This window comes from Actinomadura sp. WAC 06369 (assembly GCF_003947565.1).
Lineage (GTDB): Bacteria > Actinomycetota > Actinomycetes > Streptosporangiales > Streptosporangiaceae > Spirillospora > Spirillospora rifamycini.
The window spans coordinates 18,052-32,383 of record NZ_QHJN01000095.1 but is presented as its reverse complement, the minus strand read 5'-3'; the positions used below and the strand labels follow the sequence as shown (position 1 = coordinate 32,383).

Genomic DNA, 14,332 nt, shown 5'->3' with positions numbered 1-14,332 from the left:
GACCTGGGCGGGGCCGGGCGGCGCGGCGGAACCGTCCTCGCGGGGGGTCTCGTCGGGCACGCCGGTCTCCTCTGTCTCCTGCCGCGATCGGCTTCGAGTGGTGCTCGTGATGTAGACGACGGAAAGCCTAGAGGCGTTCACTCCGCCTCTAGGCTTTCCGTCGGTGACGCGCGGGTGAACGCGTCAGGAGGTCACTCCTGCCACCAGTCCTCGTCGTCCTCGTCGGACTTCTTGGCTTCGGCGGGCTTGGCCGGTGCGGCCTTCGCCGCGGCCGGCTTCGGGGCCGGCTTGGGCGCGGGCGGCTCCTCCTTGGGCTCGGCCGCGGGGATGGCGGGCTTCTCCGGCGGCGCGGCGATCTCGTCGGCGCCCATGCCCGGGGAGACGCCGCCGATGAGCTGGCGGAGCTGGTTGAGGTGGCTGGTGATGCTGTCGCGCTGGCGGGTGAGCTCGTCGACCTGGCGCTGCGCGTTGGTGCGGACGCGGTCGGCTTCGGCCTTGGTCTCGGCGAGCAGCTGCTCGGCCTGGGCCTTGGCCTCGGCGATGACGTTGTCGCTGTTCTTGCGGGCGTTCGCGACGAGCTGCTTCGCGTGCGAGTCGGCCTCGCGGCGGGTCTGCTCGGCCTGCTGGGTGGCCTTGGCGGCGCGCTGCTCGGCGGACGCGGCGCGCTGCTCGGCCTCGGCGACGAGCTTCTGCGTCGCGGCCTGGGCGGCGGCGTGGCGCTCGGCGTCCTGGCGGTCGGCCTCCTCGCGGCGGGCGGCGAGCTGGATCTCGAACTCGGCCTCGGCCTGGGCGCGCTGGGCCTCGCTCTCCTCGAGGATGCGCTGCGCCTGGGCGCGCATCTCGTCGGCCTGCCGCTTGGCGGTGGTGAGGATCTCGTCGCGCTCGCGCTTGGTGGACGCGCGCAGCTGCGCGACCTCGCGCTCGGTGGTGGTGCGGAGCTTGGCGATCTCCCGCTCGGCGGCGGCGCGCTTCTCGGCGACCTCGTGGTCGGCGGTGGCGCGGAGCTTGGCGACCTCGCGCTCGGTGGTGGAGGTCAGCTCGTCGGCCTCGCGGCGGGCGGACGTGCGCACCTCCTCGGCCTCGCGCTCGGCCGCGTTGCGCATGTCGTCGCCCTCGCGCTGGGCGGTGGCGCGCAGCTCGGCGGCGTCGTTCTCGGCGGTGGCGCGCAGCTCGGCGGCGTCGACCTTGGCGGCGGCCTTGATCTCGTTGGCCTCGGAACGCGCCGCCTGGACGAGCTCGGTGGCCTGCTCCTCGGCGAGCCGGAGCAGCTGCTCGATGCGGGCGCCCAGGCCGGAGTAGGTGGGGCGCTCCTGCTCCTGCAGCTGGCGGTGCGCGTCGGACAGCTCCCGCTGCATGGCCTGGGTCGACTCGCGGGTCTGCCGGACCTCGCTTTCGAGCTGTTTGATGTGCTCGTCGACTTGGTGCCGGTCGTAGCCGCGGAGCACCACGTCGAACTCGCGTGGGGGCGTTTCTTCGAAGAAGTTGGTGAGCTGGGCGTCGATGTCGGACTGCATGTGGCTCAATCCTGATGTGACGGGGCTACGGGTGGTTCCGGGGACCGGTTGATCGCCTGGCGGGAACGGCGCAGCGCCCCAGACCTCTTCCGGCGAATGAAGCCTACTCCGGACACTGCCGTGTTGGGGGCTCATCTTGACGCGCTGCGTGTTTTGTCCCGTTTTGGCATGTCGCTCCGTGAAGTCGCGGCTGCCCAGGTACGGGCCCCACAAATGCACCAGACGCGACCGAATGGTCACAGAGCGGCAGTCTGCACCCCGTTCCCCGTCCCGGTGTCCCGAATGCGTCACGATCCGGTCACGGTGCGGCGCCGCTCCGTGACCGGTCGTCCGCCGCCGTCAGCGCTTCTGCACCAGCTCGGTCAGGACGCCGTGGCAGTCCTTCGGGTGCAGGAAGTTGATCAGCGAGCCCATCGAGCCCTGGCGCGGCTCGTCGTACAGGACCCGGACGCCCTTCGCGCCGATGTTCGCGGCCTCCTCGGACACCGTGCCGTCGGTGCCGAACGCGATGTGGTGCACCCCCTCGCCGTTCTTGGCGAGCCACTTGGCGACGGCCGAGTCGTCGCGGATCGGCTGGATCAGCTGGAGGTAGCTGGCGGCGCCGTCGCCCGTCTCGTTGATCTTGAGCATGGCCTCCCGGACGCCCTGCTCCTCGTTCACCTCGAAATGCACGTCGGAGAAGCCGTAGGCGGACTTGTAGAACTCGACGGTTGCCTCGAGGTCGTGGCAGGCGATGCCGATGTGGTCGATGCGGGTCAGCATGGGCGGGTCTCCCTCGAAGGCGTGCCGATACTCCTGGGTATGGTGGCAAACGTCGGCGCAGCACCACTCTGGAGGGCCCCCTCATGACCGCCACATCCGTGATCGTCGCCGGAGCGCGCACGCCCATCGGCCGCCTGATGGGCTCGCTCAAGGACTTCTCCGCGGCCGACCTCGGCGCGCACGCGATCCGGGCGGCGCTGGAGCGGGCCGGGGTGTCCGGCGACCAGGTCCAGTACGTGATCCTCGGGCAGGTGCTGCAGGCGGGCGCGGGGCAGATCCCGTCGCGGCAGGCGGCGGTGAAGGCCGGCATCCCGATGAACGTCCCGTCGATCACCATCAACAAGGTGTGCCTGTCCGGCCTGGACGCCATCGCGCTCGCCGACCAGCTCATCCGCGCCGGCGAGTTCGACATCGTCGTCGCCGGCGGCATGGAGTCGATGACGCGGGCCCCGCACCTGCTGCCGAAGTCGCGCGGCGGCTACAAGTACGGCTCGGTCGAGATGCTCGACCACATGGCCTACGACGCGCTCACCGACGCGTTCGACGGCATCCCCATGGGCGAGTCGACCGAGCGGCACAACGCGAAGCTCGACATCTCCCGCGAGGAGCAGGACGAGTTCTCCGCGCGGTCGCACCGGCGCGCCGCCGAGGCGATCAAGAACGGCGTGTTCGACGACGAGATCGCCCCCGTCGAGATCCCGCAGCGGCGCGGCGAGCCGATCGTGTTCGCCGCGGACGAGGGCGTGCGGGGCGACACCACCGTCGAGGGCCTCGCCAGGCTGCGTCCGGCGTTCAGCGCGGACGGGACGATCACCGCGGGCTCGTCCTCGCAGATCAGCGACGGCGCCGCGGCGGTCGTCGTGATGTCGAAGGCGAAGGCCGAGGAGCTCGGGCTGGAGTGGCTCGCCGAGATCGGCGCCCACGGCAACGTCGCGGGCCCGGACAACTCGCTCCAGTCGCAGCCCGCCAACGCGATCAAGCACGCGCTCGGCAAGGAGGGCCTGGACGTCGCCGACCTCGACCTCGTCGAGATCAACGAGGCGTTCGCGGCGGTCGGGATCCAGTCGATGCGCGACCTCGGCGTCGGCCCCGAGAAGGTCAACGTGAACGGCGGCGCGATCGCGCTCGGCCACCCGGTCGGCATGTCGGGCGCCCGCATCGCGCTGCACCTGGCCTACGAGCTGAAGCGCCGCGGCGGCGGCGTCGGCGCCGCCGGCCTCTGCGGCGGCGGCGGCCAGGGAGACGCGCTCGTCCTTCGCGTGCCCAAGGCGTGACGCGGGCCCCCGCGCCCGCCCGGGGCGGGCGCGGGGGTCACTGCGCGGGCTCGGTGAACTTCACCGACGCGAAGCCGAGGGCCTGCAGCATGTTCGTGAGCATCGACCTCGTGTTGGCGTCGGCGCGCTCCCGCAGGCCGCTCTCCGCGGCCGCGTCCTGGATCTTGCGGCTCGCCAGGACGTAGAGCTGCTGCTGGTCGTTCGGGTTGTCGCTGAAGAAATCGCCGAACCGGTCGAACAGGCCGCGGTCGGTGGCGTGGACGTAGCTGTTCTCCGTGTCGAGGTTGGTCCTGTCCAACCGCGCGGGCGGCAGCGCGATCGTCGCGGCCGTCCGGTCCGCGTTCACCTTGATCGCGCCCTCGCCGAACTTCGAGAAGTCGACGTAGGCGTCCACGGTCCCGTTGCCGACGAACAGGGTGCGCTTCCCGCGCAGCGAACCCGGCAGGAACTTCGCGTCCTGCTCCAGGTCCACGATGACCTGGAAGGACCCGCTCGCGGCCTCGTAGCGCCGCAGGTCCTGGATCGACTTGACCAGGACGGGCCCGCTGCGGTCCTTCGTCTCCGTCTCGAACGGGTTCGCCCAGTCCGGCAGTCCCAGCCCGCGAAGGACTTGCAGGCCCGCCACCACGACCACGGCCGTCACGACGACCAGCAGCACCGGACCGCGCAGGAACCGGAGCGGGCGGAGGGATCGGGGGGCCGCGCTATTCGGTTTTTCGCTCGCCATACACCCGGCATGCCCCGCCGCGCCGCCCGTTCACGCCACTTGTTGCTGTCCGGGCGATGTGATCAGGGCCATACCCCGGGCTGAAACCTCCCGCGGGCGGCGGCCGTTGACCGGACGTGGACATTGTTCGTGCGTTCCGGGTCGTCTCCATCGCGGAGGCCGTCTCGTTCCTCCTGCTGCTGCTCGTGGCCATGCCGCTGAAGTACATGGCGGACATGCCCGCGGCGGTGTCGCTGGTGGGCGCGATCCACGGGGCCCTGTTCGTCGCCTACATCGGCGCGGCGGTCCTCGTGCGGCAGCAGCTCGGCTGGAACCTGACGCGGACCGTCCTCGCGATGGGCGCCGCGGTGCTGCCCGTCGCCCCGTTCTTCGTCGAACGCCACTGGACCAAGCCCGCGCCGGTCGCCGAACCGGCCGGCCGGGCTTAAGGCTCCTGCGCGGCCGCGCCGGGCTGGGGGTCCCGGCGCGGCCGTGCAGGGGAACCCTGCGCGCCGTTCCCCGCCTCGTGCGGAGAGCGGCGCGTCGCCGTTCCCGGACGGCCCGCCGCGCCCGCCCGGTCGTCCAGGCCCGGCGCGTGCGCCGCGCGGACGTCCGCCGCGGTGCGGAAGTCGTGGGGGCCGAGCGTGCACGTCCGGTAGTCCGCGAAGTGCCGCCCCAGCCACGCGCGGCGGCGGTCCTCGCTCCACGAGCCGAACAGCCGCGCCGTGCGCTCGTCCCCGATCGCGGGCGGCGCCTCGCCGACCAGCCACGCGTCCACCAGCGCGCCGTACCCGCGCGGCGCCGAGCACGTGCGCGCGTCGCGCAGGCCGTCCCGGATCCGCCGGACGGCCCGCTCCTCGAACCCCGGCGGCAGCGCGGCGTCCAGGTGGACGCCCGCGACGCCGTCGCGCACCCCGCCGGGCTCCCACCCGGGGCGCTGCTCCACGCGGGTGAACGCGCCGGGCGTCCCCTCCAGCCGCGCGGCGAGCGGCAGCACCGCGGACGTCAGCGCGGGCAGCGCGTCGCGCAGCGCCGGATGCACGCACACGGTCAGCGGCCACTCCCGGCACACCTGGTCGGTGCGGGCGGGCGCGACCGTCCCGCCCGCGGTGCCGTGCAGCCCGAGCGTCGCCGCCGCGGACGCCGCGAGCGCCACGGCGAGCGGGACGCCGACCAGCGCGCGGCGGGTCGCCCACAGCACGTACCCGAGGATCAGCGCGGCCGTCGCGCCCACCGCCCACACGACCTGGTCGGCGAGCACCTGCGGGCGCAGCGTCGTGAACAGCGCGACCTGGTTCAGCGCGGCCGGGGGCAGCAGGCTCCACCAGGACATCCCGGGCACCCGCAGCGCCGCCCACAGCCCGGTGGCGGCGAGGACGAGCGGCGCCGTCGCCCGGTGCGGCGCCACCCGTCCGGCCAGGTAGCCGGCCACCACGTGCAGGACGAGCGCGCCCGCGCCCGCCGCGAACCCGAGCGGGTGCGAGCGCCCGGTGCCGTCGTGCAGGAGGGTGACGGCGACGATCACGGCGGTGACCGCGCCGTACGAGACGAGCGCGGCGGCCGACAGCAGCAGCAGGTCGAACAGCACGCCGGTGGCGGGGGAGCGGGCGGTGAGGTTGCGCAGGTAGTCCATCGGGCGCTCCCGGACGGCCGTCCAGGCGGCGAGCGCGGCGGCGACCGGGCCGAGCAGCCGCACCGCGTTCACCAGGGCGACGACGGTGTTGTCCCGGTAGGCGTGCGGCGGGCACATCGACAGCGCCGCCGCGGCGGTCCCGACGGCGGTGAGCAGCGGCACCGCGACGAGCAGCGCCGTGCGGCGGGCGTCCAGCCGGAGCACCCGCCCGAGGTCAGACACCGGCGGTGCTCCGCACCGGCGTCCGGCGGGCCCGCGGCCGGACCGGCTGCTGCAGCGCGGGCAGCGGCGGCCGGCGGCCGAGGCGCCGGGGCCGGCCCGTCCAGGGCAATGCCGACCATGGACGGGCCGGCCACAGCCACCGGCGCGGCACCGGATCCTCGCCGCGCCGGTGCGCGCCGGGCACCGCGTCCCGCCCGCCGGCCGCGTCGGGCCATCGGCGGTCGGCGGCGGAGCGGCCCCGGCGGGTCGTGGCCGAGCGGGTGGGCTGCTCGGTGAGCTTGCCGCGGGTCAGCGTGAACAGGCGGTCGCACCAGCCGGTGAGCGGGTCGCAGCCGTCCGCGGTGATCACCACGGTCGGGGCGAGGGCGCGCAGCACCGGGATCAGCTCGGCGATCGCGGCGGACGCGTCGCCGCCCGGCCCGGCCGCGCCGGTCGGCCAGGGCTCGGCGGCGGCGCACAGCTCGCCGAACGGCTCGTCGAGGAGCACCAGCTCGGGTTCGTGGACGCACGCCGCGGCGAGGCCGGCGCGCAGCCGGACGTCCGGCGGCAGCAGCGCGAGCTCGGTGCCGGCGGCCTCGGTGAGGTCGAGCCGCTTGACCATCGCGCGCGCGGCGGCGGTGCTCGTCCGCTTGAAGTAGGCGGCGTACTCGACGAACTCGCCCGCCGTCATGTTGCCCGTCCGGGAGAACCGGGACGGCAGGTAGCCGATCCGGGCCCGCGCGGCGCGCAACTCCGTACCGTTCGATATGTCCCTTCCGAGAACGTGCAGCGCACCGGCGTTCGGTCGGCGCAATGTCGCGAACGTGGCCAGCAGAGTGGATTTACCGACACCAGGTGGACCGGCGAAGCCGACCACGCCTTCGGCAAGGCCGAAGGTCACCGGGCGCAGGAGCCACCGCCCCCCGCGGCGGACACCCATTCCTCGGGCCACGATCGCGGAATACTCCGCGATCACTGTTTCCCCCCGTTGTTCGCCATGCGCTCGCTGCGGCCGTGTCTGGCGCGCCGGTGGCCTCCCCCGTCACCACGCGGCGCGCGCCCGGCTCCCGGCACCGGCCGAACCGGTGTCCAGGGCGTCCGGAGCTCTTTTGCCGCGCCACGATGCATCGACATCGCGACTATAACCGGGCTTGGCGATGGCTGTCAGCAATCTTTTTGCCTTTACGGCGGGACCGCTGGAATCTTTGCCTCATAGCGTGACTGGAACAAAACAAGATATATGGACAATCGGCATATGCCCGCTAAAAGGCATTTCGCAAACGGGGTGCGGCTCCGCCCCGGATGACGCGAACGGTCACGCCACCGCCGCCTCCGGTCCGGCCGCGCCGCGGTCCCGGTAGGGCGACGTCGCCATGCGGCGCTCGGCCGAGTCGATCAGGTCGCTCAGCACCTGCCGGGACCGGACGACCGACTCGATGCACGCGTCGAGCTTGTGCAAGCGCCCGCGCAGCGCGTCCAGGAGTTCGGGACAGGGCTCGAACTCCGGGCCCGGGCCCTCCGCACAGGGCAGCAGGTACGCGATCTCCTTCGTCGGCAGCCCCGCCTCCAGGAGCCTGCGGATCTGCGCGACGGTCACGACGGCGTCGGCCGCGTACTCGCGGTAGCCGTTCGCGCCCCGGTGGGCCTGCAGCAGCCCCTGGGACTCGTAATAGCGCAGCTGGTGCGCGTTGACCCCGGTCCGCCGGCTCAGCTCTCCGATCAGCATGGCGCTTACCCCTTGACCTTCATATCAGTGTGAACGTTCAGGATTCTGACATGACCGCCAACGCACCCCAAGACACGACATCGACCGACAACGACGGCGCCGCCCGCACCCCCGTGACCGTCCTCGGCCTCGGCCGGATGGGACGGGCGCTCGCCGAGGCGTTCCTGCGCGCCGGGCACCCCACCACCGTCTGGAACCGGACGGCCGCCAAGGCCGAACCGCTCGCCGCCCAGGGAGCGGTGATCGCCGCGACCCCCGCCGAGGCCGTCGCGGCCGCCCCGCTCGTGGTCGTCTGCGTCGCCGACCACGCGTCCGTCCGCGCGACCCTCGACGCGGCCGGCACCGCCCTCGACGGCCGCACGGTCGCGAACCTGACGTCCGGATCGTCCGGCGAGGCCCGCGAGACCGCCGCGGCGGCCGCCCGGCACGGCGCGACCTACCTCGGCGGCGCCGTCATGGCCGTCCCCGAGACGGTCGGGACCGCCGCCGCCATGCTCGTCTTCAGCGGGCCCCGCGCGGACTACGACCGGCACGAACCGGTTTTGCGGAGCCTCGGCGCGGGAACGTCGCACCTCGGCGACGACCACGGCCTGGTGTCGCTGAACGAGATGGCCGTCCTGAGCGTCATGTGGAACCTGCTGAACGGATTCCTGCACGGCGCCGCACTGCTCGGCGCGGCGGGCGTGGGCGCCGCCGCGTTCGCCCCGCTGGCGAAGGTGAGCGCCGAGACCGTCGCCGACTGGCTTCCCGCGTACGCGCAGCAGATCGACGACGGCGCCTACCCCGTCCTGGACGCCGCCATCGACCAGCAGCGCCACACGATGCGGGAACTCGTCGGCGAGAGCGCCGCGCTCGGCGTCTCCACCGAGCTCCCCGCGCTCGTCCTGGCGCTGGCGGACCGGGCCTCGGCCGCCGGGCGCGGCGGCGACGGCTACGCCGCACTGATCGAGCAGTTCCGCAAGCCTTCGGAAGGATAGGGACACCACCATGACCACCGCCACGCGGTTCGACCCGCGCGCCCTGCTCGCCGAGAGCCGGCTCGGGGTCCTCGCGACGATCAAGTCCGACGGGCTCCCGCAGCTCTCGCCCGTCATGCCGTACTACGACCGCGACGCCGGCGTCCTGTACGTGTCGATGACCGAGGGGCGGGCCAAGACCGCCAACCTGCGCCGCGACCCGCGCGCCGCGCTGGAGGTCACCTCGCCGGACGGCCGCGCGTGGGCCACCGCCGAGGGCCCGGTGACGCTCACCGGGCCCGGCACCGACCCGGACGGGCCGGAGGTCGACGCCCTCGTCGACTACTACCGGCGCGCCGCCGGGGAGCACCCCGACTGGGCCGAGTACCGGTCGGTCATGGTGTCCGACCGCAGGGTGCTCATGACCATGGCGGTCGACCGCGTGTACGGCGAACGGCTCGGCTGACGCCGGCCGGACGCCTCCTCGACCCGTCCCCGCACTCCGCTGGGAGCGTACGGGCGCACAGCCGGTGCGGGGATGGGGCAGGATGGAGCCATGTCTTCTCGGGACTTTTCGTTGCACGGGGCCATCGACCTGGGTGCCCGCCAGGCGGCCACCAGGAAGCAGCAAGAACGCCGGGCGCAGGCGCAGGCGGGCGGCGGCTCCGCGTCCGCGGGGGCGGCCGGCGGGCAGTACGTCCTCGACGTGACCGACGAGACGTTCAACACCGACGTCGTGGAACGCTCGCAGAGCGTGCCCGTCCTCGTCGACTTCTGGGCCGAATGGTGCGGGCCCTGCAAGCAGCTCGGGCCCATCCTGGAGAAGCTCGCCGCCGAGGCGGCCGGCACCTGGGTGCTCGCCAAGGTCGACGTCGACGCGAACCCGCAGCTCGCCGCGTACATGCAGCAGATGGGCGTCCAGGGCATCCCGTTCGTCGCCGCGGTCGTCGCCGGGCAGCTCCTGCCGTTCCTCAACGGCGCCGCGCCCGAGCCGCAGGTCCGGCAGGCCATCGACCAGCTCTTCGACGTGCTCCGCAAGGAGGGCCTCCTGCCCGACGCGCCCGCCGGCGAGCCGGGCGCGGAGCAGCCCGCCCAGCCGCAGATCGACCCCGGGCTCGCCGAGGCCGAAGCGGCCCTGCAGAGCGGCGACCTCGACGCGGCCAAAGCGGCGTTCGAGCGGCTGCTCGCGCAGAACCCGCGCGACCCGCAGGCCAAGCAGGGCCTCGGGCTCGTCGAGCTGAGCCTGCGCGTCCAGGCCCTCGGCGACCCGCAGCGCGCGCTGCAGGAGGGCCGGGCCAAGCCCGGCGACGTGCCCGCCCAGATCGGCGCGGCCGACGTCGAGATGATGTCGGGCCGGGTCGACGAGGCGTTCGCGCGGCTGATCGCGGCCGTCCGGGCCAGTGCCGGCGACGACCGCGACGCGGCGCGCAAGCACCTGCTGTCGCTGTTCGACCTGCTCCCGCCGGACGACCCGCGCGTGGGCAAGGCGCGCCGCTCGCTGCAGTCCGCCCTGTTCTGACCGGGACGTCCCCGCCCCGCCGGCACCGCCCCGCCGTTCCGGCGGCCGGGCACGGTGACGTCCGTCCGGAACGGGCATGAACCGTCCGTGACCGCCCGGACCGTGACCATCTCCGCCGCGTTCGGCGCGGCCGGCGCGCTCGTCGGCCCCGCCGTGGCGGAGCGCCTCCGCCTGCCGTTCGTCGACCGCGCGATTCCCGAGGTCGTCGCGAGCGAGATCGGCTGCACCCTCGAGGAGGCGCTCGCCCACGACGGGCGCGCCGAGAGCGGCCTCGGCCGCATCCTCGCCGGCGCCGCGCGGCTGCCCGGCGTGTCGCTGAGCGGCATGGACGTCCGGCCGCCGAACCGCGGCGCCGTCCCGCCCGAGGAGTTCACCGCGCGCACCGAGGAGGCGATCCGCCGCGCCGCCGAGGACGGCTGCGTCGTCCTCGGCCGCGCCGCCGCGCTCGTCCTCGCCGACCGGCCGGGCGCCCTGCACGTCCGGCTGGACGGGCCGCGCGAGCGCCGGATGGTCCGCGCGGCCGCCGAGATGCCCGCGAACTGGGACGCGAGTGGGGCGAGCGGGACGCCGTACCGCGAAGTGGAGCGTATGCTCGTGGACAACGACCGCGCCCGAACGGCCTACGTGAAGCACTTCTACGGGGCCGACCCCGCCGATCCGCGGCTCTACCACCTCGTGATCGACACCACGAGGCTGCCCGTACCCGCCGCCGTCGACCTCGTCGTCGCCGCGGCGGGGGCGATCTGAGCCCGCGGGGCCGTCCGGGCACGGCCCCCGGCGTGCCACGCCGACCGCGCGCACGTCCGGGACACGGACATACCCGGTTACAGAGGGAGCATCTGTCGTGGCGAGCGTGCCGAGCGTTTCGTACTCCATCACCGTCCGGCTGGAGGTCCCCGCCGGCGGCAGGGCCGTAAGCCAGATCACCCACGTGGTGGAGAACGCGGGCGGCATCGTCACCGCGCTCGACGTGAACACCGCCGGGCACGAGACGCTCCGCATCGACGTGACGATCGCCACCCGCGACACCCAGCACGCCGAGGCCATCGCCGCGGCGCTGGAGCAGCTCGACGCCATCAAGATCCACAAGGTCAGCGACCGCACGTTCCTGATGCACCTCGGCGGCAAGATCGAGATGTCGTCGAAGGTCCCGCTGCGCAACCGCGACGAACTCTCCATGGCCTACACGCCCGGCGTCGCCCGCGTCTCCCTCGCGATCGCCCGCAACCCCGAGGACGTCCGGCGGCTGACGATCAAACGCAACAGCGTCGCCGTCGTCACCGACGGCTCCGCCGTCCTCGGCCTCGGCAACATCGGCCCCGAAGCCGCCCTGCCCGTCATGGAGGGCAAGGCCGCGCTGTTCAAGCGGTTCGCCGGCATCGACGCCTGGCCGATCTGCCTCGACACGCAGGACACCGACGAGATCGTCCGGACCGTCCAGATCCTCGCCCCCGCGTTCGGCGGCATCAACCTCGAGGACATCTCCGCCCCCCGCTGCTTCGAGGTCGAGGCCCGCCTCCGCGAACTCCTCGACATCCCCGTCTTCCACGACGACCAGCACGGCACCGCGATCTGCGTGCTCGCCGCCCTCACCAACGCGCTCCGCGTCGTCGGCAAGGACCTGTCGTCCGTCCGCATCACGATGGCGGGCGCGGGCGCCGCGGGCAGCGCCATCCTCAAGCTGCTCATGCACGCGGGCGCCCGCGACCTGATCGTCTGCGACTACCGCGGCGCCGTCCACGCGGGCCGCGACGACCTCGACGACTCGCTCCGCTGGATCGCCGAGCACACGAACACCGCCGGCTACGCGGGCGACCTGCGCGGCGCCGTCAAGGAGGCCGACGTCTTCATCGGCGTCTCGGCCCCCGGCATCCTCACCGGCGACGACATCGCCACCATGAACGACGACGCGATCGTCTTCGCCCTCGCCAACCCCGAGCCCGAGGTCTCGCCGGACGAGGCCCGCGAGCACGCCGCCGTCGTCGCCACCGGCCGCAGCGACTACCCGAACCAGATCAACAACGTCCTCGCGTTCCCCGGCGTGTTCCGCGGCCTCCTCGACGCCCAGGCGGACGTCGTCACCCTCGACATGCTCGCCGCGGCCGCCGCCGCGCTCGCCGAAGTGGTCACCCCGGAGGAGATCGGCCCGAACTACATCATCCCGAGCGTGTTCCACCCGGACGTGAGCTCCCGCGTCGCGGGCGCCGTCCGCGAGGCCGCCGGCGGCCGCCCCCGCACGGAGGCGTGACCGTCACTTCTGCAGCATCTTCTCCTTGCGGCGGGGCCACACGCCCCCGTACCAGAAGATGACCCCGCCGGTGACCAGGGCGGCGAGGGCGGTGGCGCCGCGCGCCCACAGCACCCCGTCGTCCTGGCCGGTGTAGGGCAGCTCGGACGGCCCGTCGCCCGGCGCCCCCGCACCGGCGCAGTTCGCCTCGACGGTCTCGGACGCGACCCGCTCGTTCGCCCACGCGACCTGCACCCGCGTACGCCGGTCCTCCCGCACCTCGACGTCCACCGTGCGCGACTCGCCGCCGCCCAGCCGCCCGGGGATCGCGGCCGTGTCGTCGTTCTTCTCGATGCTGAAGTCCGCGGGCCGCGACCCGGTGTTCCGGACGCGCACCGGAACCGTCCGCCCCGGGCACGACACCGACCCGATCTCCGCCGTCAGCGCCGCCTTGCCCGACGCCGACGGCGCGGGCGACTCGCGCGACTCGCGCGGCGACTCCGAGCCGGACCCGGACGCCGACGGGGACGGCGAGGTCGTCCCGTTCGACGCGGGCGTCGCCGCCCTGGAGTCGTCCCCTCCCAGCAGCGGGGGGATGGCGATGAACGCCGCGAGGGCGAAGAACACGGCGGCGATGACGACCCTGGGCAACTGCATCGCTGTCCTCCCCGGGCCCGCGGGCGCGGGCGTCCGATGGTCCGAGAGATCATTCTCAACCTGTGCTGTTGTGCTGCCGATATCCCCGTCGATAGGTGTACGTACCAAGGTAACGAGAAGGGGGGCGTGCCGCCGAGGGTCGGCGCAACGCATGATGGAACCCATGGAAGACGGCATCAGGGTGGGGCTACTGCTCGTCGCGACCCCTCAGCTGGAGGATCCCAACTTCAAGCGCAGCGTGGTCCTGCTGGTCGAGCACGACATGGACGGGGGGACGCTCGGCGTCGTCCTCAACCGGCCGACCGAGGTTCCGGTCGACCGGGTGCTCCCGCCGTGGGCCGAGCTCGTCACCGGGCCGTCCGTGGTGTTCCAGGGCGGGCCCGTGGCGCTCGACAACGCGCTCGCCCTGGCCCGCCTTCCCGGCGAGGACGAACCGCTCGGCTGGCGCGCTCTGGAGGGCGGCGCCGAGGTGTCCCGGGTCGGCCTCGTCGACCTGGAAGCGCCGCCCGGGCTGCTCGCGGCCGAGCTGCTCCAGTTCCGGGTGTTCGCGGGCTACGCGGGGTGGTCCGCGGGGCAGCTGCGCACGGAGATCGAGGAGGGGGCGTGGTACCTGGTGCCCGCCGAGGCGGGCGACGTGTTCGCCCCCGACCCCGACCGCCTCTGGTCCGACGTCCTCCGCCGCCAGGGCGGCGACCTGGCGTTCGTCTCGACGTACCCTGAGGACCCGACGCTGAATTAAGGTGTGATGACGTGAGCACGAAGATCCTTCCCGATGGCGACACCCGGACGGACGTACGGCCGGACCTGTCGCACGGTGACGGCGACCACGAGCGGTTCGCCCACTACGTGAAGAAAGCGAAGATCACCGAGAGCGCGGTGAGCGGCACGCCGGTGATCGCCCTCTGCGGCAAGGTGTGGGTGCCGAACCGCGACCCGAAGAAGTACCCCGTGTGCCCGGAGTGCAAGGAGATCTACGAGTCCATGCAGTCGGGCGGCGACAAGAACGACGGCTGAGTCCGCCGGGGCGGGACGGCGCGGCGCCCCGGGGCGCCGGCCGTCGCTTTCGCGTGCCGTCGTGAAGGGGCGGACACGCCCGGGATGCGGCGCGGGCGTGTCGGCTGGTCGCGGTGTGGATCGCGGCACAGGTTGGGCTCGGA

The 14,332-nt window shown here is 73.5% G+C and carries 16 protein-coding genes; 9 read left to right on the top strand and 7 right to left on the bottom strand.

The genetic code is table 11. The annotated features are described in order from the left end of the window. Positions 1 to 191: 191 nt before the first annotated feature. Together DMH08_RS24215 and mce are read right to left on the bottom strand one after the other, a co-directional pair. The gene (locus tag DMH08_RS24215) at positions 192 to 1,514 is read right to left on the bottom strand and encodes a DivIVA domain-containing protein (protein WP_026402491.1); all 1,323 of its coding nucleotides are present in this window, start codon (positions 1,512 to 1,514) and stop codon (positions 192 to 194) included. 339 nt (positions 1,515 to 1,853) lie between these two features. Beyond that, positions 1,854 to 2,276, bottom strand: a complete 423-nt coding sequence (mce, locus tag DMH08_RS24210) for a methylmalonyl-CoA epimerase (protein WP_026402492.1) — start codon at positions 2,274 to 2,276, stop codon at positions 1,854 to 1,856. An 83-nt stretch (positions 2,277 to 2,359) separates the two neighbouring features. On the opposite strand from mce, the gene DMH08_RS24205 reads away from it, so the two are divergent. Beyond that, on the top strand, positions 2,360 to 3,550 hold the full coding sequence (locus tag DMH08_RS24205) for an acetyl-CoA C-acetyltransferase (RefSeq protein ID WP_026402493.1): 1,191 nt from the start codon (positions 2,360 to 2,362) through the stop codon (positions 3,548 to 3,550). Between the two features lie 37 nt (positions 3,551 to 3,587). On the opposite strand, the gene DMH08_RS24200 is transcribed toward DMH08_RS24205, so the two are convergent. Next, positions 3,588 to 4,208, bottom strand: a complete 621-nt coding sequence (locus tag DMH08_RS24200; protein WP_233617768.1) for a DUF4230 domain-containing protein — start codon at positions 4,206 to 4,208, stop codon at positions 3,588 to 3,590. Between the two features lie 185 nt (positions 4,209 to 4,393). On the opposite strand from DMH08_RS24200, the gene DMH08_RS24195 reads away from it, so the two are divergent. Continuing rightward, positions 4,394 to 4,705 (top strand): DUF3817 domain-containing protein, encoded by a 312-nt coding sequence (locus DMH08_RS24195; RefSeq protein ID WP_026402495.1) that lies wholly within the window; start codon positions 4,394 to 4,396, stop codon positions 4,703 to 4,705. Here the strand turns inward: DMH08_RS24195 and DMH08_RS24190 are convergent. The 3 genes from DMH08_RS24190 to DMH08_RS24180 all read right to left on the bottom strand — a co-directional run bounded on the left by DMH08_RS24190 (position 4,702) and on the right by DMH08_RS24180 (position 7,816). Next, the gene (locus DMH08_RS24190; RefSeq protein WP_125617902.1) at positions 4,702 to 6,111 is read right to left on the bottom strand and encodes a hypothetical protein; all 1,410 of its coding nucleotides are present in this window, start codon (positions 6,109 to 6,111) and stop codon (positions 4,702 to 4,704) included. The genes DMH08_RS24195 and DMH08_RS24190 overlap by 4 nt on opposite strands. Further along, entirely contained in the window at positions 6,104 to 7,030 is a 927-nt protein-coding gene (locus DMH08_RS24185) for an ATP-binding cassette domain-containing protein (RefSeq protein ID WP_233617770.1), read from the bottom strand. The genes DMH08_RS24190 and DMH08_RS24185 overlap by 8 nt, the downstream gene beginning before the upstream one ends. 375 nt (positions 7,031 to 7,405) lie before the next feature. Beyond that, positions 7,406 to 7,816 (bottom strand): MerR family transcriptional regulator, encoded by a 411-nt coding sequence (locus DMH08_RS24180; RefSeq protein WP_026402496.1) that lies wholly within the window; start codon positions 7,814 to 7,816, stop codon positions 7,406 to 7,408. Between the two features lie 50 nt (positions 7,817 to 7,866). Between DMH08_RS24180 and DMH08_RS24175 the strand changes: the two genes are divergently transcribed. The 5 genes from DMH08_RS24175 to DMH08_RS24155 all read left to right on the top strand — a co-directional run bounded on the left by DMH08_RS24175 (position 7,867) and on the right by DMH08_RS24155 (position 12,539). Further along, positions 7,867 to 8,793, top strand: coding sequence for an NAD(P)-dependent oxidoreductase (locus tag DMH08_RS24175; RefSeq protein ID WP_125617900.1), 927 nt, complete (start codon positions 7,867 to 7,869; stop codon positions 8,791 to 8,793). 10 nt (positions 8,794 to 8,803) lie between these two features. After that, positions 8,804 to 9,238, top strand: a complete 435-nt coding sequence (locus tag DMH08_RS24170) for a PPOX class F420-dependent oxidoreductase (protein WP_026402498.1) — start codon at positions 8,804 to 8,806, stop codon at positions 9,236 to 9,238. 111 nt (positions 9,239 to 9,349) lie between these two features. After that, positions 9,350 to 10,291, top strand: a complete 942-nt coding sequence (locus DMH08_RS24165; protein WP_026402499.1) for a tetratricopeptide repeat protein — start codon at positions 9,350 to 9,352, stop codon at positions 10,289 to 10,291. An 87-nt stretch (positions 10,292 to 10,378) separates the two neighbouring features. Continuing rightward, positions 10,379 to 11,038, top strand: a complete 660-nt coding sequence (locus DMH08_RS24160) for a cytidylate kinase-like family protein (protein ID WP_026402500.1) — start codon at positions 10,379 to 10,381, stop codon at positions 11,036 to 11,038. Positions 11,039 to 11,135: 97 nt separating this feature from the next. Further along, positions 11,136 to 12,539: an NAD-dependent malic enzyme gene (locus DMH08_RS24155; RefSeq protein WP_026402501.1), complete on the top strand. Its 1,404-nt coding sequence runs from the start codon at positions 11,136 to 11,138 to the stop codon at positions 12,537 to 12,539. A gap of 3 nt (positions 12,540 to 12,542) precedes the next feature. Here DMH08_RS24155 and DMH08_RS24150 read toward each other — a convergent pair whose 3' ends face one another. Then, positions 12,543 to 13,175, bottom strand: coding sequence for a hypothetical protein (locus DMH08_RS24150; protein WP_125617898.1), 633 nt, complete (start codon positions 13,173 to 13,175; stop codon positions 12,543 to 12,545). 163 nt (positions 13,176 to 13,338) lie between these two features. Here DMH08_RS24150 and DMH08_RS24145 point away from each other — a divergent pair, with 163 nt between their 5' ends. Both DMH08_RS24145 and DMH08_RS24140 read left to right on the top strand, forming a co-directional pair. Next, on the top strand, positions 13,339 to 13,914 hold the full coding sequence (locus DMH08_RS24145) for a YqgE/AlgH family protein (protein ID WP_026402503.1): 576 nt from the start codon (positions 13,339 to 13,341) through the stop codon (positions 13,912 to 13,914). 11 nt (positions 13,915 to 13,925) lie between these two features. Then, positions 13,926 to 14,189 (top strand): DUF3039 domain-containing protein, encoded by a 264-nt coding sequence (locus DMH08_RS24140; RefSeq protein ID WP_026402504.1) that lies wholly within the window; start codon positions 13,926 to 13,928, stop codon positions 14,187 to 14,189. Positions 14,190 to 14,332: the final 143 nt, after the last annotated feature.